14 protein-coding genes and 1 pseudogene are annotated in these 21,627 nt (G+C 54.7%); 3 read left to right on the top strand and 12 right to left on the bottom strand.

Annotation, left to right across the window (positions count from 1 at the left end; genetic code table 11):
* Window positions 1-53 precede the first annotated feature (53 nt).
* From ACZ1HV_RS21385 to ACZ1HV_RS21345, 9 genes and pseudogenes are all read right to left on the bottom strand, one after another.
* Window positions 54-1,280 carry an ABC transporter substrate-binding protein gene (locus ACZ1HV_RS21385; protein ID WP_472716245.1) on the bottom strand — a complete coding sequence of 409 codons (1,227 nt, stop codon included), beginning with the start codon at window positions 1,278-1,280 and terminating at the stop codon, window positions 54-56.
* 411 nt (window positions 1,281-1,691) lie between these two features.
* Complete coding sequence (locus tag ACZ1HV_RS21380) at window positions 1,692-3,323, bottom strand: alpha-D-glucose phosphate-specific phosphoglucomutase (RefSeq protein ID WP_472716244.1); 1,632 nt, start codon at window positions 3,321-3,323, stop codon at window positions 1,692-1,694.
* Window positions 3,311-5,317, bottom strand: a complete 2,007-nt coding sequence (gene malQ / locus ACZ1HV_RS21375) for a 4-alpha-glucanotransferase (RefSeq protein ID WP_472716243.1) — start codon at window positions 5,315-5,317, stop codon at window positions 3,311-3,313. Before malQ ends, ACZ1HV_RS21380 begins: the two co-directional genes overlap by 13 nt.
* Complete coding sequence (locus ACZ1HV_RS21370; protein WP_472716242.1) at window positions 5,317-6,015, bottom strand: hypothetical protein; 699 nt, start codon at window positions 6,013-6,015, stop codon at window positions 5,317-5,319. The genes malQ and ACZ1HV_RS21370 overlap by 1 nt, the downstream gene beginning before the upstream one ends.
* A gap of 82 nt (window positions 6,016-6,097) precedes the next feature.
* Window positions 6,098-7,423, bottom strand: a complete 1,326-nt coding sequence (locus tag ACZ1HV_RS21365; RefSeq protein ID WP_472716241.1) for a glycogen debranching protein — start codon at window positions 7,421-7,423, stop codon at window positions 6,098-6,100.
* A complete protein-coding gene (gene glgA / locus ACZ1HV_RS21360; RefSeq protein WP_472716240.1) occupies window positions 7,420-8,856 on the bottom strand; it encodes a glycogen synthase GlgA in 1,437 nt (478 codons plus the stop codon). Before glgA ends, ACZ1HV_RS21365 begins: the two co-directional genes overlap by 4 nt.
* A gap of 1 nt (window position 8,857) precedes the next feature.
* Window positions 8,858-10,116: pseudogene (gene glgC / locus ACZ1HV_RS21355) on the bottom strand (glucose-1-phosphate adenylyltransferase).
* Window positions 10,117-10,163: 47 nt separating this feature from the next.
* The gene (glgB, locus tag ACZ1HV_RS21350; RefSeq protein WP_472716239.1) at window positions 10,164-12,356 is read right to left on the bottom strand and encodes a 1,4-alpha-glucan branching protein GlgB; all 2,193 of its coding nucleotides are present in this window, start codon (window positions 12,354-12,356) and stop codon (window positions 10,164-10,166) included.
* Window positions 12,353-14,731 (bottom strand): glycogen/starch/alpha-glucan phosphorylase, encoded by a 2,379-nt coding sequence (locus ACZ1HV_RS21345; RefSeq protein ID WP_472716238.1) that lies wholly within the window; start codon window positions 14,729-14,731, stop codon window positions 12,353-12,355. Before ACZ1HV_RS21345 ends, glgB begins: the two co-directional genes overlap by 4 nt.
* A gap of 554 nt (window positions 14,732-15,285) precedes the next feature.
* Here ACZ1HV_RS21345 and ACZ1HV_RS21340 point away from each other — a divergent pair.
* Complete coding sequence (locus tag ACZ1HV_RS21340) at window positions 15,286-15,591, top strand: hypothetical protein (protein WP_472716237.1); 306 nt, start codon at window positions 15,286-15,288, stop codon at window positions 15,589-15,591.
* Between the two features lie 442 nt (window positions 15,592-16,033).
* Window positions 16,034-16,594, top strand: a complete 561-nt coding sequence (locus ACZ1HV_RS21335) for a TetR/AcrR family transcriptional regulator (protein ID WP_298813185.1) — start codon at window positions 16,034-16,036, stop codon at window positions 16,592-16,594.
* Window positions 16,595-16,756: 162 nt separating this feature from the next.
* Here ACZ1HV_RS21335 and ACZ1HV_RS21330 read toward each other — a convergent pair whose 3' ends face one another.
* Both ACZ1HV_RS21330 and ACZ1HV_RS21325 read right to left on the bottom strand, forming a co-directional pair.
* On the bottom strand, window positions 16,757-17,920 hold the full coding sequence (locus ACZ1HV_RS21330; protein ID WP_298961257.1) for a porin: 1,164 nt from the start codon (window positions 17,918-17,920) through the stop codon (window positions 16,757-16,759).
* A gap of 586 nt (window positions 17,921-18,506) precedes the next feature.
* A complete protein-coding gene (locus ACZ1HV_RS21325) occupies window positions 18,507-19,436 on the bottom strand; it encodes an alpha/beta fold hydrolase (protein ID WP_298961254.1) in 930 nt (309 codons plus the stop codon).
* 177 nt (window positions 19,437-19,613) lie between these two features.
* Here ACZ1HV_RS21325 and ACZ1HV_RS21320 point away from each other — a divergent pair, with 177 nt between their 5' ends.
* Window positions 19,614-20,333 (top strand): helix-turn-helix transcriptional regulator, encoded by a 720-nt coding sequence (locus ACZ1HV_RS21320; protein ID WP_472716236.1) that lies wholly within the window; start codon window positions 19,614-19,616, stop codon window positions 20,331-20,333.
* A 143-nt stretch (window positions 20,334-20,476) separates the two neighbouring features.
* Here ACZ1HV_RS21320 and ACZ1HV_RS21315 read toward each other — a convergent pair whose 3' ends face one another.
* Window positions 20,477-21,520, bottom strand: a complete 1,044-nt coding sequence (locus ACZ1HV_RS21315) for a LacI family DNA-binding transcriptional regulator (protein ID WP_472716235.1) — start codon at window positions 21,518-21,520, stop codon at window positions 20,477-20,479.
* Window positions 21,521-21,627 lie beyond the last annotated feature (107 nt).

Genomic DNA, 21,627 nt, shown 5'->3' with positions numbered 1-21,627 from the left:
GCCTCACCGCGCCTGACGCGGCAAGGCCAAGTCATCTGTAGTCAAACCCGGACCTAACTGTCTTCGACAGCTTCGTCCCAGCGCTCAAGAACTTCGTCGTTGGATCTGTCGGTATTGAGCAGAAAACCGGTCAGACTGTCCCAGATCTCCTTTTCAAGCGGCTTCGGCCAATCAAGAACCGCGAATGGATACATGATGACACCGCCTTCAGCGCGAGAGGCATCGTAGGGCTTGGTCACATCCGATGTTCCACTCTGACCACCGACAAATGGGCTATAGGCAGATTCAGCATCAAGCATGATCTGAAGATTTTCTTCCTCGGAAAAGAAGGAGACGAACTTGCGAGCTGCCTCCTGGTGTTGACTGTTGGCACTCACCGACCAGCCAATTCCGAAGAGATCGAGCGCAACACCGGTGTCTTTGCCAGACGGGATCGGAGCAAAGGCAAAATCGAGATCGGCTACGCTCGAAAAGTCTGCGATGTTCCAGGCTCCCTGAGGCATCATGGCAAAGTCACCAGACTTGAATGCCGTGAGTGCTGTTGACCAAGGGTCCAGACCTGCCTGCCCCTTTGGATCAAGGCAACGTGCGTCGATCAACTCGCGAACCGTATCAAGAACGGACCCGAAAGCCGCGTCTCCGGCAAAGGTCTTGTCAGGCGATCCATAAGGAGCAGCCTGACCATCGGCCCGCTCAATACCATTTGCAATGACAAAAAGAGGTGCCGAGAAACTGCCGGTAAAGACCAGCGGCTTGATGCCAGCATCGGCAAGTTTGCCGCAGGCATCCTTGAGCCCGTCCAGGGTCGTCGGAATGTCTTCCACATCTGCCTGTTTCAACAAGGACAAGTTCACGAAATTGCCCATGCCGATCACTTCCAGAGGCATGATGTAGACGGCCTCGCCGGCCGTCACAGATGGCTGCAAGGCAGGTTCGATATTGCCGTACCACGGACTGTCCTTGCCAAGATCCGCGAGCAGTCCGGCCTCTGACCAGATCTTGACCAGTGGCATATCCGTCATCATGACGTCGGGCGCATTGTTTCCCTGTAGTCGAGGCGGCAATACGACATCGGTGTCCAGGCGACTGATATAGGAAAACTCCACATCAATCTCCGGGTTTTCCGCCTCGAACTTTTCAATGAGTTCCGGCAAACCTGCAGGCTCAGCTTCGTTACCCTTCCAGGCGGTGACGTCCAGCACGATTTTGTCCGCATAAGCGGTTCCACACAGCGTTGCCGTCAAAACGGCACCTGCAAGACCAATCTTAAGAGATTTCACACGCTCCTCCATAAATCATAGGACGTTTTTATAAAAATAAAATATTATTTTGTTTAGATCAAGGATTTTCTCGCTGCCATCCTCATTCCCTGCAGCAAATTCGTGTGCTGGAAGTTTCTGCAACTACCTTTCAGAACGCACGAGACAGGGCATCTGCATCAAGTTTGCCGACCAAGCCGATGTGTAAAAGACACTGTTCCTGAAAGCGCCCGCCCTGAGCAGCGGCCTTGAACGACCCCAACGAAGGCGGGATTATCCGGCATAATTGATCGATCAAGGTGACCCGTCCCCACGCGAAGTCTCTAGGGGGTATTTGTTCGCACGGGAGAGCGCGGTGCCGGCCCTTTTTCACTGGACACCGTTACGAAATAGCAAGATGGATCGCAACCCGTCTCAGGTCGATCCGATCCGTCAGGTCATCACATCAGGAGCGGTTCGACCGGTATAATGTGTCAACTTGCCGAGCTGCGCGACCGTCTCGGCAATGTCCTTCAGTGCAGCCTGGGTCTCAATGCCAAGGTCGCCATCCACTGGTGCATAGCGTTCCAGATAAACGCGCAAGGTCGCACCTTCCGTTCCGGTTCCAGAAAGACGCAACACCCCACGCCCGCCACCTGTAAACCAGATCCGGATGCCCTGATTGTTGCTGATGGAACCATCTACCGGATCCTGATAGGAAAACTGGTCGGCCGCGGTCACCTGACAGTTGCCCGCGGTCTTTCCCGCAAGCTCAGGCAGTCTGGCGATCAGATCGGTCATCATCTCCTGCGCGGCATCTGCATTGACGGCTTCATAGTCGTGACGCGAATAGTAGTTCCGGCCATAAGTTGCCCAATGATCTTCCAGGATTTCACGCACGGAGACGGCACGCTCCGCCAAAATGTTGAGCCAAAGCAGAACGGCCCAAAGACCATCCTTTTCCCGAACGTGATCGGAACCGGTACCTGCACTTTCTTCACCGCATAACGTGACCCGGCCAGCATCGAGCAGATTGCCGAAGAATTTCCAACCCGTTGGCGTTTCAAAGCAACCGATGCCAAGTTTTTCCGCGACCCGGTCACAGGCCGAACTCGTCGGCATGGACCGTGCAACCCCTGCAAGCCCTGCGGCATAACCCGGCACGCGGTGTGCGTTGGCCGCTAGAACTGCCAGACTGTCGGAAGGCGTGACATAGATGCCTTTGCCAAGGATCATGTTTCGGTCGCCGTCACCGTCGGATGCGGCAGCGAAATCAGGGCCATCGCCAGACATCACCAGATCGACCAGCGGCTTGGCCCAAATCGGATTGGGATCAGGATGCCCCTTGCCGAAATCGACCGAGGGAACCGCGTTGATAACGGAGCCGGCCGGGGCACCCAGTTCGTCTTCCAGAATTGCCTTTGCATAAGGACCGGTCACGGCATGCATGGCGTCAAAGCGCAAGGTGAATCCGCCCGCGATCAGATCTCGGATTTTGCCGAAATCGAACAACTGCCGCATCAGCTCCGCATAATCCTTTACCGGGTCGACCAACTCGACTGTCATTGACCCCAAGGATTGCTCTCCGAGCCTTTCAAGGTCCAGATCATCCGTTTCCAGCGTGTGATATTCCGCAATTTTAGAGGTCTCTTCGAAGATCGCAGCTGTCACGCCTTCAGGCGCCGGTCCACCGTTTGAAATATTGTATTTCAGTCCGAAGTCTTCATCGATACCGCCGGGGTTATGACTGGCCGACAAGATCAGACCGCCATCGGCGTTGCGTTTTCGTATGAGGTTCGACGCAGCAGGTGTTGAAAGCAGTCCGTTCTGACCAACGATTGCCCGGGCCGCACCATTTGCAGCGGCAACACGCAGGATTGTCTGAATGGCCTCGGCATTGAAAAACCGACCGTCTCCACCCACCACCAGTGTCTTGCCTTCTACACCGTCAATCGCATTAAAGACAGACTGAACGAACGTCTCCACGTATCCGGGCTCCATGAAGACACGGGTCTTTTTCCTTAAGCCGGAAGTGCCTGGCTTTTGACCTGCAAAAGGTGTGCAGGAGCGTGTCACTTTGGACATGGTTCCAGTCCTTTCTGTTCGTTCTCATGGATTGAATTACGCGTGGAGGGCATCAGATCGCGAAGTCGCGCTGGAGATGCGGCAACGGGAAATTGTTCAATGGGCACCGGGAGCCTCCGGCGCCAGTTTGGATGCTGGTTGATGGTACCGGGAAGGTTTTGCGCTTCCGTGACACCGAACAGGTCATCTAGTTGAATGGCAATCATTGCAGCTTGGGATCCCGCAAGACCGGCATGTATGGTATCGCCGATACGGCTGGTATCCATTTCTGTACCCAACTCACAAAGCCTACGCAGGCCATTGCGCTGATGCGCACGCACCCCATGACGATCGTGGGCCTCGCTTGAATTGAGCCAACCGATTTCGCGCCACCAGTCAATATCAATTCCATGCCAGAACCCTGCCATCGTGGGCGTGTCATGTGTCCCGAAACAGGCAAGACTGAAAGAACGAAGATCCCGTGGCGCAACCAGCTGCTCCTGATCGTCCGTTTCATATTGCCAGACCGCATAACTATAGAGCCCGGCATTGTTCAAGCCTTCCCGGAAACCATCCGGCACGAGGCCGAGATCCTCACCGACGACAACACAGCCGTTTCTGCAGGCTTCAATCGCGATCACCGCCAGCAGTGCCTCAAAGGGTTGCGAAACATAGCCACCTGGGCTGCCATCATCCGGAAGCCAATAGCTGCGCAAAAGCCCAAGTGCGTGATCGATGCGAAGCAGTCCGCACTTGTTCATCAACGAGCCAAGCATGGACCGGAGAGGCTGATAATGGTTGGCGGAGAGCTTGTTCGGCGCATGGGCGGCAAGATCCCAGGACTGGCCTTTCGGGCTCAGATGATCAGGAGGAGCGCCAATGGAGATCCCCTCGGCAATTGTTTTGCCGTTCGTCCAGACTTCAGCACCGCCGCGTCGCGGTCCCACGGCAAGATCAAGATAAAGGCCGAGCTGCATGCCGCTCGATGTTGCACTTTGCTGCGCGGCCCCGATCTGTTCTTCTGCCCGCCATTGCATCCATTTGTGAAACGTTGCGCGTTCTCCGGCCTCCGCCTGTGCCTGTCTGCCCGGAGTTTGAAGTGCTTTCGGCCATCTCTGGAATGCCTCACCATGCTTCTCGCTCAAGGCTTCGAAGGTTGCAAAATCGCTCAGTGCTTGACCGGAAAGCTCACAATAGGTTCGAAAAGCTATCTGTTCCGCGTCGGAACTCTTCTGCGCAAATACAGCATATTCAGTTTCCAGAACGGCGCGGTGCATCGCTCGGAAACCTTCATAGTCGATCAGCTCCTCCCGCGGTCCCGACCCAAGGTCGCTGGCAGCCGACAGATGATCGGTGTTGAAGAAGCCGCGATGCGTCGGTGAGTACGGGCTAATTGTATCTTGGGCGGCCCATCCAAGCGCATGGATGGGATTGATACCGAAAAACTGCGCTCCACTTCGGCCAAGAGCCGCAGCTGCGACACCAAGATCTGAATAATTTCCGAGCCCGCCGTTGGTTCGCGATCTAAGGCCATAAAGCGCTCCGCACACTCCCCAGCAGCGGTTGGTACCGGCTGCCTCTGAAAGGCTCGGCGCCCGAGTTGGAGGTGACAACAGGAACAGATCTTCAGACCAGCCCTCGCCTGCAGCGTGAAGCAGAAAATAGCCCACTGGCAAATCGGCGATCGAAATTGCCGTACTGCCCGTACCTGTCTGAACTTCATCACCATTTTCGGAGACAATGCTCCAGTCACATCGTGTTGGAACGGCAATGCTGGTTGAGCTCCCCGCCTCCAAGACCAATTCTTCAGGCAGTTTGCGACCGTGTCTTACCGCCTGGCGTTCCGCCAATGCTTCGGAAATCTCGGCATCCGTCGCAGTCGGGTATCCGAGCCCACCAAGAAGTTCTCGCAGGGTTGGCGGCTCGGCTTCCAGCTTTTGCCCTGCAAGGTTTCGGAACTCAAGATAAACGCCGCATTCCCGCGCCAACGCCCGCAGCTTGACGTCCGCACTCATCATGCACCCTCGTGACGGCGCAGTGTGAAGGCGGCAACCGATTGCGGAGCAACCAGTACGCTCTGGCCCACTACAGGTTCGGCGGCCTGGATGTCTGAAGAACTGTTGATTTCCCAAATCCATTGCCCGGAGCCGCAGTCAGGCAAGAGGAGCTCCAAATCTCTTGGCTCCCGATTGAAGGCAAGCAGCACTTCATCTTCAGACTGAAGACCGGCCGAACATTCAGCACATCCACGCAGCAACAGGCACAAGCTGGAAAGACCGGGATCGCGCCAATTGAGCGCCGATCCGTCAAAATCCCGCCATTCCACATCAGGTCTGCCATCGGTTGTACGGGTCATGCCGTGCAGAAAACTGTTTTGCCGGATGGCAGCATGACTGCGACGGAAGCAGGAAAGAGCCGATGTAAATTCGATCAGCCCCCCATCAAGCGTCTGCCAATCGATCCAGCTCGTCTCGTTATCCTGACAATAAGCGTTGTTGTTGCCATCCTGGCTGTTGCCCCCCTCGTCACCGGCAAGGATCATAGGTGTTCCCTGCGACAACAGAACCGTCGCCAGGATATTGCGAATCCGCTGGCGTCGAGCCTCGACAATGACCGTATCGTCGCTCTTCCCCTCAATGCCGAAATTGTCGCTGTAGTTGCTTTGGTGGCCGTCGCGGTTGTTTTCGCCGTTTGCTTCGTTGTGGCGCTTCACATAGTGCGTGGTATCAGCAAGCGTGAAGCCGTCATGAGCCGCCGCAAAATTGATCGAAGACCAGCTGCGCCGCCCTCCTGAATCAAAGAGATCGGCAGACCCCAGGAGCGCCGAGCCGAGATCCTGTGCGCTGTGCCCGTCGCCACGCCAGAAACGGCGGACCGTATCCCGGTACCGGTCGTTCCACTCGGCAAAAGGGGTGGAAATTTGCCAAGCTGATATCCCCCGGGCCGACATCCCAGGGTTCGGCAATCAGCTTGACACCCGCAAGAACGGGGTCCTGGCGCAAAGAGTCTAGAAAACCACCATGAATATCGAAGCCATGTCTTTCCCGGCAAAGGCTGACGGCGAGGTCGAACCGGAAACCGTCGACACCCATCGCCTGAACCCAGAAACGCAAACTGTCCATAATCATGCGCAACACGAACGGATGGCTCACATTCAGTGTGTTCCCGCACCCGGTATCGTTGACATAGTAGCGGCGTTGGCCGTCCAGAAGCCTGTAATAGGACGCATTGTCCAGCCCACGAAAACTGAGGGTTGGACCCAGGTGATCGCCTTCACCGGAATGGTTGTAGACCACATCGAGGATCACCTCTATCCCGGCTTTGTGGAACCTGTCCACCATCGCTCGAAACCCAAGGATCCCGGAAGGTCCGAAGTAGCGCGGTTCGGGCGCGAAAAAACCGATTGTGTTGTATCCCCAGTAGTTGACGAGGGATCGCGCCTGAAGCGCACCTTCCGACTTCAATGCCTGGACGGGCAACAATTCGACGGTGGTGACACCCAGTCGGGTGAGATGTTCCAGAAAGGCGGGTGAAGAAAGGCCGTCATATGTGCCGCGCAGAGTTTCTGACACTGCGGGATGAAGCTTGGTTGCTCCTTTCACATGGGCTTCATAGCAAAACGCATCATCCCATCCGCGGCCCAGCGTCTTGGCATCAAGTGGGAAACTTTGCGGATCGGAAACCACGGATTTGGGGACATGCGGAGCGCTGTCCCGGTCATCAAAGGAAAGATCCACCTGTGGAGAGCCCACTTGATATCCGAAGGTTGATGGATGCTCGGAAAAGACGCCATGGAACTCGCGGGTATAGGGATCGAGCAGCAACTTGTTCGGATTGAACCGATGTCCGTTTTCCGGGGTGTAAGGACCCTCAACCCGGTAGCCATAAAGCGTCCCGGGCTTCAAGCCCGGTACATAGCCGTGCCAAACGGAGCCAGTTCGTTCCGGCAGATCGATCCTTTGCAGCTCGTGAAGCCCATCCGCCGAAAAGATGCAAAGCTTTACTTGTGTTGCATTATCCGAGAAGACGGCAAAGTTCGTGCCGTCTCCATCAAAATGCGCGCCAAGATGATGCGGACTGCCTGGCGCAATTTCCAGGGCGACCCGGCACTGATCATTCATTCAGCGATTTCTCCGTAAAGGTTCGCATAAGCTTGGGCCGACTGCTCCCAGTCCACCTGCTGCCGCATCGCGGCACGTTGCATGGATTGCCAGGCGGGCTTGTTGGAATAACAGCTCACGACTCGGTCGATGGCGGCTTGTACGCCGGCGATGCTGACATCGTCAAAGACAAAACCAGTGGCACATTTGGCAGAAAGCGCCGCTGCATTGGCGTCGATCACCGTGTCGGCCAGGCCGCCCGTGCGGGCGACGACTGGCAGGGTTCCATAGCGCAGCGCACAAAGCTGGGTCAATCCACAAGGCTCGAACCGCGAGGGAATGAGAATGGCGTCGCTGCCGCCTTGCAGCAAGTGCGCAAGGCCTTCGTCAAATCCAATATGGACACCCACATTTGACGTGAATGTGTCGGCCGCCTCCCGGAACGCGTCTTCAAGACCGGGATCACCGGTCCCAAGGACCGCCAATTGCCCACCACGCGCCACAATATGAGGCACGGCTCCCGCCAGGGCATCCAATCCTTTTTGATGTGTCAGGCGACTGATCACACAAAAAAGCGGCCCATTGCACTTCGGATCAAGATCGAGACGTTTGCTGATCTCTTGCCGGTTCGTGTCCTTGCGGCGTAGAGCCCGGCTGTCATAGGTGGAGACAAGTGCCGTGTCTTCAGCAGGGTTCCAGACGGTCGTATCGATGCCGTTCAAAATGCCTGAAAGGACATCCGCGCGCGCGTGCAGAACACCATCCAACCCCATGCCGAAATGAGGTGTCAGGACTTCCCGGGCATAGGTTGGACTGACCGTCGTGATCCTGTCAGCAAACATCATGCCGCCCTTCAAAAAACCGACATCGCCATAATATTCCAAACCTTCCGGGTTGAACCAGTCCTCACGCAGGCCAAGCTCGTTCAGAACATGAGCGCCATACCGTCCCTGAAAGGCAATATTGTGAATCGTCAGAACCGACTTCGGCCCTGCCCGGCCTGCCTGTTTCAGATAGACCGGAGCAAGTGCTGCCTGCCAGTCGTGAGCGTGAACGACATCTGGACGCCAGTCACCCAATCCGTCAAAACTGACGCGGGCCGCCGCCTGCGCAAGGGCCCCAAATCTTTGATGATTGTCTGCCCAGTCCGAGCCGTTCTGATCGGTATAGGGTTGTCCCGGACGATCGAACTGTCGCGGTGCATCCAGCAGCAAAAGCGTGATGCCTTTTGCCTTGACCTGAACCAGACGGCCGGCCCCGCCAGGAAGATCGCCAAAACTGGCGACTTCCTTGCCCTTGGCGACAAGCGGCTGCAAAGAGGGATAGGCTGGCAGAACCGTGCGGCAGTCGATACCGATCTGTGCAAGCGCCCGTGGCAGGGCGCCGACCACGTCAGCCAGTCCTCCAGTCTTCACGAACGGAGCGCACTCCGAAGCCACCATCAAGACATTCATGTCATGTATCCAGTCGGTCGATCATGGATTGCGTGATCAGACAAATGCCCTGTTCGGTCCGCCTGAAACGCTTGGCATCGAGTTCGGAGTCTTCACCGACAACAAGGCCTGACGGGACTTTTACGCCACGGTCGAGAACCACGTCCTTCAAATAAGCACGCCGGCCGACTTCGCTGTATGGCAGTGCAACTACGCCTTCCAGCTCCGCATAGGAGTGCGTCTTGACCCCGGTGAAAAGAAGGCACCTGTAGAGGGAGGAACCTGACACAATGCAGCCGCCGGAAACCATCGACGACACGGCCTGTCCACGCCGACCCTCTTCGTTGTGAATGAATTTCGCTGGTGGCGCTAATTCCGAATAGGTCCATATCGGCCAGTCATTGGCATAGATATCGAGCCCGGGTGTAAAATCAGTCAGATCGATATTGGCCTGCCAATAGGCATCTATCGTCCCGACATCACGCCAATAGGGTTTGGACTCCAGACCGGACATCACGCAGGAGCGGCCGAACGGATGAGCCATGGCGCCGCCCTCGGCGACGATCTGCGGAATAATGTCCTTGCCGAAATCGTGACTTGAACCTGGGTCGATGGCGTCCTGCAGAAGCAGTTCATAGAGGTACTCAGCGTCGAAAACATAGATCCCCATGCTGGCCAGCGCTTTTTCGGGGTCACCGGGCATCGCAGGCGGATCAGCCGGCTTTTCGACGAAGTCCAGAATATTGTCAGCCTCGTCAACGGCCATGACACCAAATCCCTTGGCCTCCTCGCGCGGCACTTCCAGGCATCCGACCGTCACCTTCGCACCGGTCCGCACATGCTGCTCGATCATGATCGAGTAGTCTTGCTTGTAGATATGATCACCGGCCAGAACGAGAATGTATTTTGGGTCATAGCTCCGAATGATCTTGATGTTCTGGTTCACCGCATCGGCAGTTCCCTTGTACCAGTTCTCTTCATCAAGCTGCTGCGAAGCGGGCAGAATGTCGAGAGACTCATTGCGCTCGGCACGGAAAAACTCCAGCCGCGCTGAATATGCCGGATCAGACTATGGGCCTTGTACTGTGTTGCCACACAGATCCTTCGGACACCGGAATTGACCGCATTGGACAGGGCAAAGTCGATGATGCGTGTCTTGCCACCGAAATAGACCGCCGGTTTCGCCCGGATATCAGTCATTTCCTTGAGCCGGCTGCCACGGCCGCCCGCAAGCACGTAGGCAAGTGTTTGCTGTGCCAGTCTGTGTCTGTCCTGTTCCATCGAGGCCTCCCAGTCTCTTGTTTCTTCGCAGCTATTCTCCGCAATATTCAAAAAAGCGTCGCCAACGGCGGCACCGTGATTTCTATCGAGTGTTCGCAGCCATGACCGGCAACCGCATCCGCGATCACTTCTCCACCATTGCCCTGATTGCTTCCGCCATAGGCCTCTGCATCCGTGTTCAGGCGCTCCGTCCAGCGTCCGGGTTCAGGCACGCCGATACGGTAGCCGGTGCGGGTGACCGGTGTGAAGTTCGCTACGACGAGAACCGGCGCACTTCCGTCCCTGCCGTTTCTGACCCATGAAAAAACAGACTCTTCCGCGTTGCCGCCGTCGATCCACCGGAAGCCTTCAGCAGCACAATCGAGTTCATGAAGCGAAGGCAGGGAGCGGTAGAGTGCGTTGAGATCGCGGATCAGTGCCTGAACCCCGCCATGAGTCGGATAATCCAGCAGGTGCCAGTCGAGACTCTTCTCGTGGTTCCACTCCGAAGGTTGCGCAAATTCACCGCCCATAAACAGCAGCTTCTTGCCCGGATGTCCCCACATGAAGCCATAGTAGGCTCTCAAATTGGCGAAACGCTGCCATTCGTCGCCCGGCATGCGTCCGATCAGGGAGCCTTTTCCATGAACAACTTCGTCATGGCTGAGTGGCAGAACAAAGTTTTCCGAAAATGCGTAGTGCAGTCCGAAGGTCATCTTGTCATGGTGATATTTCCGGTTCACCGGATCTTCCGACATGTAACGCAGGGTGTCGTTCATCCACCCCATGTTCCATTTGAATCCAAAACCGAGACCACCGGTTGACGTGGGTGCACTCACCCCCGGATAAGCGGTCGATTCCTCAGCAATGGTCATGATGCCCGGGTCGGCACCATAAACCGCCTCGTTCATCTGTTTCATGAAGGTGATTGCTTCCAGGTTTTCACGTCCGCCATGAACGTTCGGCACCCATTCCCCTTCCTTGCGCGAATAGTCGCGATACAGCATCGAGGCCACGGCATCGACCCGAAGGCCGTCTATGTGGAATTCTTCCAGCCAGTATTTTGCATTGGCGATCAGATAGTTGGAAACTTCTGTGCGCCCGTAGTTATAGACGAGCGTGTTCCAGTCCGGGTGATACCCTTCCTTGGGATCCGCATGTTCATAAAGCGCCGTTCCGTCGAACCGCCCGAGCCCGTGGGGATCGGTTGGGAAATGTCCTGGCACCCAATCAATGATCAGACCCAGATCCGCCGCATGGCAGGCTTCGACAAAAGCACGAAAATCGTCCGGAGACCCGAAACGACTTGTGGGCGCAAACAGGCCGACCGGCTGGTAACCCCAAGATCCACCAAACGGATATTCGGAAATCGGTGTCAGCTCGATATGGGAAAATCCAAGATCTTTTGCATAATTGACCAGATCTTCAGCCAGCTCGCGGTAATGTAGTGTGCGGTCCCCGTCTTCTGGAACACGTCGCCAGGATTCCAGGTGCACTTCATAGATGGAAATGGGTTTGTCGAACCGCTGCAGGTCTCCCCGCCTGCCGATCCAGTCAGTGTCCTTCCACTCATATCCGCGCAGGTCCCGCACGACAGACGCCGTTTTGGGTGGATGTTCCGAACCAAACCCGACCGGGTCGGCTTTGAGCGGCATGAGTTCACCGGAATTGCTGATAATCTCATACTTGTAGGCCATGCCGTCGCCGACATCGGGTATGAAAAATTCATGGACACCCGTGGCCCCGCGCCGACGCATGATATGCCTGCGCCCGTCCCAGCCATTGATATCCCCAACGATTGAAACGCGCCGGGCATTCGGTGCCCAGACCGCAAAGTGCACCCCGTCTACGCCTTCATGAGTGACAACATGCGCTCCCAGAGCCTGCCAAAGCCGTCCGTGCGTTCCCTCACCCAGAAGGTATTCGTCCATGTCACCCAGAACCGGACCGAATGCATAAGGATCGGCTTCTGTCCAGACGTCGCCGCCATGTGTCATGCGCAATCGGTAGGAAAACCGTTTCCGGCGGCGAGGCACTTTGACGGCAAACAAACTGTCCACGCCGTCAACAGGACTCAGCTTGACCAGCGCCTTGCCTGAACCCTCTTCCAGCACTTCCACGGTTTCCGCACCGGGGCGAAAACAGCGCAGCACCAGATCGCCATCGATCTCATGAAGCCCAAGAACCGAAAACGGATCAGCATGTTCACCGGCGGCAATGGCCTGCGCTTCCGCAAGATCGATTAGCGCGCCCTCTGTCATCCCGTCAGCTCCAGTCTGACTTTTTCGGATGCACTCACCTGCCAGATATCGCGCGCATAGCCCTCGATCGTCCTGTCTGACGAGAACCAACCCATATTTGCCGTATTGCGCAGCGCCATAGCCGCCCAGTTTTGCGGATTGCGATACACTTCATCAACACGCCGCTGCGTATCGAAATAGCTGTCGAAATCACAAGTCACGAGGAAATAGTCGTGGTCGTAGAGTGTGCCAATCAGCCCGTGGTAGCGCGATGGGTCACTGGGTGAAAATACACCTTCGAAAATCTGGCCAAGGACACGGGTCAGGCGCGGGCTTGCCTCGATTGCCGCTCTTGAAAATCCGTGAACATGCCGCCGCTCAACCACTTCGTGCGCCGTTAGTCCGAAGAGGAAGAAGTTCTCCGGCCCTACGTGCTCCCGGATCTCGACATTTGCACCGTCCAGGGTCCCGATGGTCAAAGCACCGTTCAGTGCAAACTTCATGTTGCCTGTTCCTGATGCTTCCTTGCCGGCGGTTGAAATCTGTTCGGAGAGATCAGCTGCGGGGATCAACCTTTCAGCCATGGTCACGTTGTAGTTCGCCGGATAAACGACTTTCAAGAGATCCTTTGTCACTCGATCATTGTTGATCACGCTGGCAACATCGTTGATCAGGTGAATGATCTGCTTGGCAACATGGTATCCAGGAGCAGCCTTGCCGCCGAAGATCTTTACGCGCGGTGTCCATTCGGCATTCGGCGCATCATGCATCTCATTCCAGAGCGCGATTGTCTCCAGGATATTCATGAGCTGGCGTTTGTATTCGTGAATACGCTTGATCTGGATATCGAACATCGCACCCGGGTCGATCTGGATATCGCAGCTCTGTGCAATCCAGCCCGCCAGTTGCTCCTTGTTCCGCCGCTTGGCCACGCTGAAAGCATCCAGAAATGCGCGGTCGCCGCTTTTCTGGTTGAGCGCCTTCAGCTGCTCAAGATCCCCGACCCAGCCTTCACCGATTTCCTGAGTGATCAAGTCGCTCAATGGCGCGTTGCAAGTGTGCAGCCAGCGGCGCGGCGTAATGCCGTTCGTCTCATTGACGATCCGCGTCGGGTGAATGCGATTGAGATCGGCAAAGACGGTTTCCTTGACAAGGTCCGTATGAAGTGCCGAAACGCCGTTGACCTTGTGCGCCATAATGAAGGCGAGTTCGCCCATGCGCACATGGTCCTGCTCCAGAATACGCGGACTGCCGGGATACTTGGCCTGTTGGTCGTCCTCAATGGAGCGAATGATTTCCAGATGGCGCGGAAGGACCCGTCCCAAAAGACCGACATGCCAGCGCTCCAGCGCCTCAGGCAGTAAAGTGTGGTTTGTATAACCCAGACATTGACGCGCCAGATCGATCGCTTCAGCCATCGGCACATCGTGTTCATCCACCATCAAACGGACAAGCTCCGGACCGGCAATGGCCGGATGGGTGTCGTTCAATTGAATGGCGACCGCATTCGGCAGCTCTCGGATGTCGTCGTGATCCCGTAGAAAACGGCGCAGCAGATCCATGATCGATGCAGCGGTAAAGAAATATTCCTGCTTGAGGCGCAATTCCTTGCCGGCATCCGTCGTATCGTCCGGGTAAAGCACGCGGGAGATCGTTCTCGCCAATGCCTCGGAGCGGCCCGCCGCCAGATAGTCGCCGCGATTGAAGCTCTTCAGGTCGAATTTGGCTTCAGGCTTTGCCGACCAGAGACGCAACGTGTTGCCCCAACGGCCCTTCCAGCCGACAACCGGCGTGTCATAAGCTGTTGCCAGAACCGTTTCCCACGGATGCCAAAGCGCCTTGCCGTCCTGATGCTCCACATGACCGCCAAAGCCGATGCGGAACTGCACTTCCGGGCGCGCGAACTCCCAGGCATTGCGCTGAGAGAGCCATGTTTCAGCGGTTTCTACCTGACTTCCATCGACGAAGTCCTGTTTGAAAAGCCCGTGTTCATAACGAATGCCGTAGCCATAGGCCGGAATGCCAAGAGAGGCGAGAGAATCCATGAAACAGGCTGCAAGCCTGCCGAGACCGCCGTTGCCGAGGGCAGCATCCGGCTCGTTCAGGACGATTGCCTCATAATCTTGCCCCAGATCAGCCAACGCCGTCTTGGCCTCCTGAACAAGTCCAAGGTTTGCCGCTGTGTCTTCAACAAGACGCCCGATCAGGAATTCCATCGACAGGTAGTAAACGCGCTTCGCGCCACTTTCATAAGTTTCGCGCGTGCTGCGGAACCAGTGGTCCACCATCCGGTCGCGCAGCGCGAGCGACAGCGCCACGCGCCAGTCGTAAACGGATGAATGCGCTGCGTCCTTGCCTAGCGAATTGCGCAGGTGTTTCAGGATTTCTTCTTTCATGCTCCGGCCTTTTGGACGTTCCCAGATCTCTTGCTTTTTTTGCGCCTTTCAAGACGCCGCCATCAGCCGCGACCTTATCGAAGCCCCTTTCCTTTTTCCATTGACCTGCCGAGCATAGTAATCGCTCGTGCGCGTTGCACACATTTTCTTCACATATAATTATTTCAATCGATTGATCCGTCGCGGTTCCGCCAATAGCGAAAAGAAAAACCCTTAGCTTCGGAAAGCTCAAACTCGTTCGACCGGCAAGCTTTCGACCTCATCGATAGGCTCCTTGTTGCGGAGTGTTACGCACCCTCGTCTTGGACGGGAAAACCTGGCGCAGTCAGATCGAGTGCGGAGACTGGTTCGAGCACCAACACCCTACTGCCCAAAAGCCGGAAAACGATGCAGACAAGGTAGGCATATAGCTTTGCCCCACAACGCCAATTGAGCGGCCGGATCAAGCAGGCGCCCCCAAAACGCGGTTCCGTGACTGTGATCACAGAAAGAAGACAAGCAAATATCTAATTTTTTAAGTCGTAGGAAAAGAAATTTTTATAAGGAATTTAACAATGCCAAAATATTCTCAAGTTTCTATCAGTCAATTCAAAGATAAAACAAAACCTGAATTCGGAGAAAGTTTCAATTTTGCTTCAGATATTGAGGGAGAAGGTGAAGATGACGCTTCTTCTTCGTTCGAAAGATTTGAATTCGACGATGGGGAGAACGGTTCGTCCGGAGACACCATTCCGACCGAAACCGTTACGTTTAACTTTGAAGAGATCAAGGTAACCTATTCAGAACGGTTAGACCTTGATTTTGCGTTGAGCGGAGACGGCGACCTTTCCCCGGGTGCTACCGACGACTTTTTCTTCTGATCCAAAACCAGAAATGGTCGGCCTCATCTGCTTGAGGGCGACCAATGTTCTATGCAGCGCAGGTTTGGCTCGTTGCACAAATAAGTGACCCTTGCACGGATGCGCCGCTCTGAGCTGATCCATTGGAGAAGCTCAAAGAAAAGACGCGCATCATGAACCGCGCCCCATCGAGAATCACCAGCAGTGAAAATGCCTCAAAATGCGGCTTCATGATTTTGCGGCAACAGCGTGACCGTGCCGAATATAAAGTGTATCAACAAAACGCACACAATTTTACGCTATTGCACCGCAACAGGGAAAATTGAAAAAGTACTTGTGATTCAACAATAAAAATCCCGTTTCAATTAAAAATTTTAACACTTCCAGCATAAACTATATGGAGCGGCATAGTAAAAGTTCGCGACAAATTGACACGATAAGACATAAACCTTATCAAGAAAAAATGATTGAACGAGACATAAAAATTGTAGAAACCGCCTTGCAGCTGTTTGCACACTACGGTGTCAGGAAGACAACGATGAGTGAAATAGCAAATGCTGCCGGGGTGGCCCGTCAATCTCTCTACAATGCTTATGATGGCAAGGAAGACCTGATTTACGGCGCGCTGGAACATCGCGCACGCGTCTCCGCCTCTTCAATTGTCGCCGAGTGCTCTGAATTGGAAAGCGTCGGCGAGCGTCTGGACGTTGCTTTCAAATATCTTGTTCTGAAACCCTGCGAAATAATGCTGCAGGTGCCCCACCGCGAAGAAATATTGCAGGTGGTTGAAAGTTTTGAAAACGAGAAGAAGAATAAAATTATCCAGCTTTACAACAATGTAATCATGGAAACCCTGAGCCCATTTGAGAACAAGACAAAGCTGGGCCAGGTAAGCTTCGAGGAATTGTGTAATTTTATTCGTTTCTCATTCGACCAAATGAAGAAAAACGTGGTCGACCTTGAACAGCTGCATCATACCTATTCGCCATTGAAAAAACTGCTCGAAAACAGCGTAGATGCTTAGTTTGCCCAAGTTGTAATACTGGCAGGTTTCGTTTCCCAAATTCTCGGCACAAATTGACAAGGCCGATCTATGGGGGCGGTCCGGCAGGGTGGAACCTGCCGGACCGAGGACTGACTAGAGGTCATAGAGGTCAAAGACCGCTGTCAGTGAGCTCGCGTCAAATCAGAACGTCCGCTGCAGGCGAACACCGAAGAGGAGTTCGTCAACATCAGAACCTGCGTCCGGATCAACATTCGCGTAACCAACATCAGCACCCAGGATGAAGCCAGATACCGGCTCCCACTGTACGGAACCATCGATCGCCCAACGGGAGAAGTCGGTGAAGCCGTTAGCCTGATCGACGTCCATGTAAGAACCGTCGAGTGCCAGACCGATAGTGGAAGTTGCCTGGACGTATGCACCAGCTGACAGGGAGTAACCGTTGGAAGTACCGCTGGTTGCGCCGAAGTCAGAAACAGTCACGCCGCCTTCAGTGCTGCCTGCACCGATGTAGGACAGAGCGCCGTCAGCATAGAAGCCCTGGAAGTAGATGTTCGAACCGGAGTTGATCATCGGCAGGTTGAACACGACGCCACCGCCGACTGCCCAACCGAGCTGATCGTCAGCACCGTTGTTGGTTCCACCAGTCTGGTGGGAAGCAGCTGTGCTCGGGTAAACCTGGTGCAGAGCACCGGACAGCTGTGCAGAACCCCAGCCCTGGGAAACCGCGAGAGCAGCAACGACGTCCGGCATGCGGGTGCCGCCATAATCGCCAACCTGACGGCCAGCCTGATCTTCAAGAGCGATCGTAGCGGAGAAACCGTTGCCGAAAGCTGCTGTGTAAGCGATCTGGTTGATCGTCTCATCAGACCAGTCACGGTCAACAACACCAATGAAGGACTGACCGGTGAAGATGTCGAAGTTAGAAGCGAGGTAACCAGCTGTCAGTCCGCCCCACTGGATGTAGGTGGAACCGAAGTCGAAGGTTTCTGTATCGTTGTCTACACGCTGAGACAGCTCAACATATGCACGCAGAGTACCGAACTCGGTTGCTGTACGAGCGTCGAGGTACAGGTAACCCTGTGTACGCCAGGAGTAACCGTCAGAGTCGCGAGTGCCCCAGTTACCATCGTCGAGAACGTTGTTCACGATGAACTGAGTACGAACACGGCCACCAACACGCAGGCAGGTTTCTGTGCCCGGGATGTAGTAGAAGCGTGCGCCGTATGCGTCACAGATACGAACGTAGTCGACCGGCTCCGGAGCAACCGGAAGATCGGCAGCCTGAGCGGTGGCAGCAGTTGCAACTGCTGCAGCGCCGAGCATCATGCCCTTAAAGAGTTTCATAGTGTTCTCCAATTTCTAAACTGCGTAGCAACCAAACGAACCGCAGAAATTAAGCCAATTTCTAATTTTTACTTAAGTTTATACGAGATCATTCGATTCTAAACTTAGATCGATTGCCTGCTGCCACGATAAAAACTGCTTTTCCCTCTCAATAGCAAGCCTAGAAAACACCGCGAATGAACATTCAAAACTCAAGTAGCATTTTTGCAACATATTGTTTTCAAAGGCATATTTTAATTTAAACACAAAAAGCCCCGGCCGATTTCCAACCAGAGATGCGAGCAGTTAAATACTTATTGGGAGAAAGTATTTCTCCAAACGAGCGGCGAGTGCAGGACATTGCATTTGCAACCACACATGGCTTACCCGTGCTGCACATTTAGACTCTAAGAGTCTTTTTGTCAAATTGTCTCTTTGTAAATTTGTCAATAATGTAAATGTGTCGCACGCAGACTGTGGGTTGTGGACGTACGGCGGTCGATTAGGCGCCGCACTCAAAAGGAAAACTCAAGCGGTTGAGCCCCAGAAAAAATGCGACGAACCCGCTATGTTTGAAAGCGTCGTTGAGGTTTCACATTGCAGGCGTTTACCTGAGCCAGTTCACGATCACCTTGGTTGTCTCAACCGGCATTTCCTGCTGTAGCCAATGCCCCGCATCCAGGCAGACAACTTCGACCTTCGGCACGAAGTCGCTCAAATTGGGTGACTTCGGCACAACATCCCGATCTCCATAGATCATGAGAGCGGGCTGATGGATAATGGGATCGACCTTAGCCAGTAGATGCCAGTTGCGATCAAGGTTGCGATACCAATTGATGCTGCTCGTGAACCCTGAGGCTTTAAAGGCGGTGTCGAAAACGGACAATTCGAGATCGCTCATAAGCGGCTCTCCGGAAGGGACGATTGCCTTGGCAAGGTTGATCATCATCATCCCGGGCTCCGGAACCACGGGCGGCTCGTTCTTTCGAAACAAATTCCGCAGGAATTGATATCGGTTTTCGTCCAGAATCGCATCTGCGACACCCGGCCGGCGGTTGAAATGCACCATATAGTGATCGCTTCCCAGAAAGCCTTCAATGAAGTCTATCCACGGAACGTCTCCTCGCTGCTGATACGGCAGACTGAGCGCGATCACCTTTTGCACACGATCGGGGTGCAGCATGGCCGCGTTCCAAACGACATTTGCACCCCAGTCATGACCAATGAAAATTGCATTCTCATATGCGAAGTGATCGAGAAGTGCGACGAGATCGCCCGTAAGGTGTTCGATATCATAGGCGCTCACGTCCGTTGGCCGTGATGAATTGCCATAGCCGCGCTGATTGGGAACGATGACATGGTAGCCCGCGGCGGCAAGTGCAGGCATCTGAAAGCGCCAGGAAAAAGCATGTTCCGGCCAACCGTGACACAGCACAATCGGCCTTCCCACGTTTTCCTGCCCACATTCAAAGACTTCCAATTCAACACCGTTAAGCGAAATCATTGTTGGTTTGGGAAAGTCGGTCGGATCAAACATTTAGCTGCCTTTTAAGAATGAGATGCGACCAGGCACCGCCGTCGTCGACGCTGTGTTCTGGATCGGGTGTGTCGAGGCGGGTGTCACAAGTCCGAAAAGTCCTTGCTGAGGCCTGCACCTGATGCTTAAGGTTAAACAGTGCCATTTTCTGGCACCTTTAAATGCTGATCTTGCCAAATGAATATTCGCCTCAGACAAGACGCCATCGTGCGCAGCCTTCGACGTAACGGAACATCGACGATTTCTGCGCTCGCGTCAGAGGTCGGCGCTTCAAGACGGACAGTTCTGCGCGACATCGGCGCGCTACGCGACCAGGGGTTCATCATTCATGCCGAGCCAGGCCGAGGCGGCGGGCTGCAGCTTGATCCGCAATCGGTTCAGACGGCACCACGCCTCTCGGTCGTCGAGGTTTTTGCACTGCTGATCAGCGTTGCCTCGATGCGCGCAGCCGGATATCTACCTTTCTCAAAGCTTGCGGATGCGGGACTAGCAAAAATCGAGAAAGCTCTGCCCTCGGACAAGGTTCGAGATTTGAGGCACTTCCTGGATTGCCTGTATGTCGGAGAACTCGCGCCGCAGGTTGACCTGTCCAATATGGGAACGATGGATCCAGTCCTGCTTCCTGCATTTGAAACAGCATTTCTTCAACGCTTACACCTTCGTTTCAGCTATCGCGACGCAAAGGGCGAAACGAGCAGCCGATACGTCGAACCGCAGGCCATGCTCATACTGCCTCCACTTTGGTATCTGGTCGCCTGGGACCCGGCACGAGATGATTTCCGGCACTTTCGCATGGACAGGATCAGCAAGCCGGTCTGCGTGCAAGGCGCAACTTTCAGAAGACGGAACATCGTTTTCCAAGATGGCGTGAGACCCGTAAAGCGAACCCGGCGCTGATTTCCGGGCTTCGAACCAATCAAAGGCATGTCATTCTTGAGGTTATTAACGCGCGCGCAATTCCAGGTGACCGTTTAACGAGACATTTCGGTATATGCCTTCTCGAACAATGAGCTCTCGGATCAAGACCGATTTGCCGTCAATCAGGTGGTATCGCCGACATGTATCCTGGTTTCCAGCTTGTCTGTCAGCTTCTCCACCGTGGCCTCCGGCGGCGCGGATATCCAGGTCGCTGCGGCGACACCTATCTCATATCTTGGCGTTTGCGTTGTCGTGATTTTCTGAGGCAACGCGGACAGGAACCCAAGGCCATTGAACCCTGCGATTGCGACCTCACCCGGCACGTCAATACCTTCAGACATACAGTGCATCAGACCACCGGCGGCAAGGTCGTCATTTGCATAATAAATTGCGTCCGGGCGCTCGGCCTGCGCCAGAATATCCTGCGTCAAATGCCTTCCAACCACCATTGAAGAGGCTTCTGTTGATGTGCGTTGCGCAATCAGTTGCCCACCGCCTTCACCAATACAAGTTGCAAATGCTTCGAAGCGTTTCGTTGCACGAAGGTCATGCCCGGCCTGGCTTGCGACATATCCGAACGATCTGTATCCGCGATCAAGCAGATGAGACGCCATATCCCGTCCCGCTTCAGTGTGCGAAACACCAAAGCATGCAGACATCGGTTCGCCGTCAATATCCATGATTTCGGCAACCCGGACACCGGTCTGCTCAACAATGCGCCGCACCGCATCACTGTGTTCAAGACCTGCCAGAATGAGCCCACGCGGACGCCATGACAGAAGATCGAAGACGAGTTCTTCCTCGGCTGCCTGCGTGTATTCCGACACGCCGAAAACCGGCCTCAATCCTGCTGTGCTCAGGGTGTCGCTTATACCCGAAAGGACTTCCGTAAAGACCCGGTTTTGCAGAGTTGGCACCACAACTCCAACAAGCGGATTGTCATAGGCCGCGATCCCCCCCGCCAGCCGATTGTGGACATAACCGATTTCCCGCGCGGCGTTGTTGACTTGTTCGCGAACGTTTCTCGAGATGTATCCTGCGCCGCGCATGACCCTGGAGACGGTCATCTGACTAACACCTGCCACACGCGCAACATCGTGCATCGTCGGCTGGTCTTTTTGGATTTGCTGCTGCGCCTGTTGGCCATAGAAGTCTCTATTATTCAACGACTTTCATTTTTTTCTTGACGAATGTTTACATAAACACAATACCTATATCAATGTGTGTTTACGTAAACACATTGGGATTGCACATGCGCAATCCGAGCTGTTGG

Source organism: Roseibium sp. JB4-4 (genome assembly GCF_055693425.1).
This window is presented reverse-complemented; position numbering and strand designations above follow the sequence as displayed.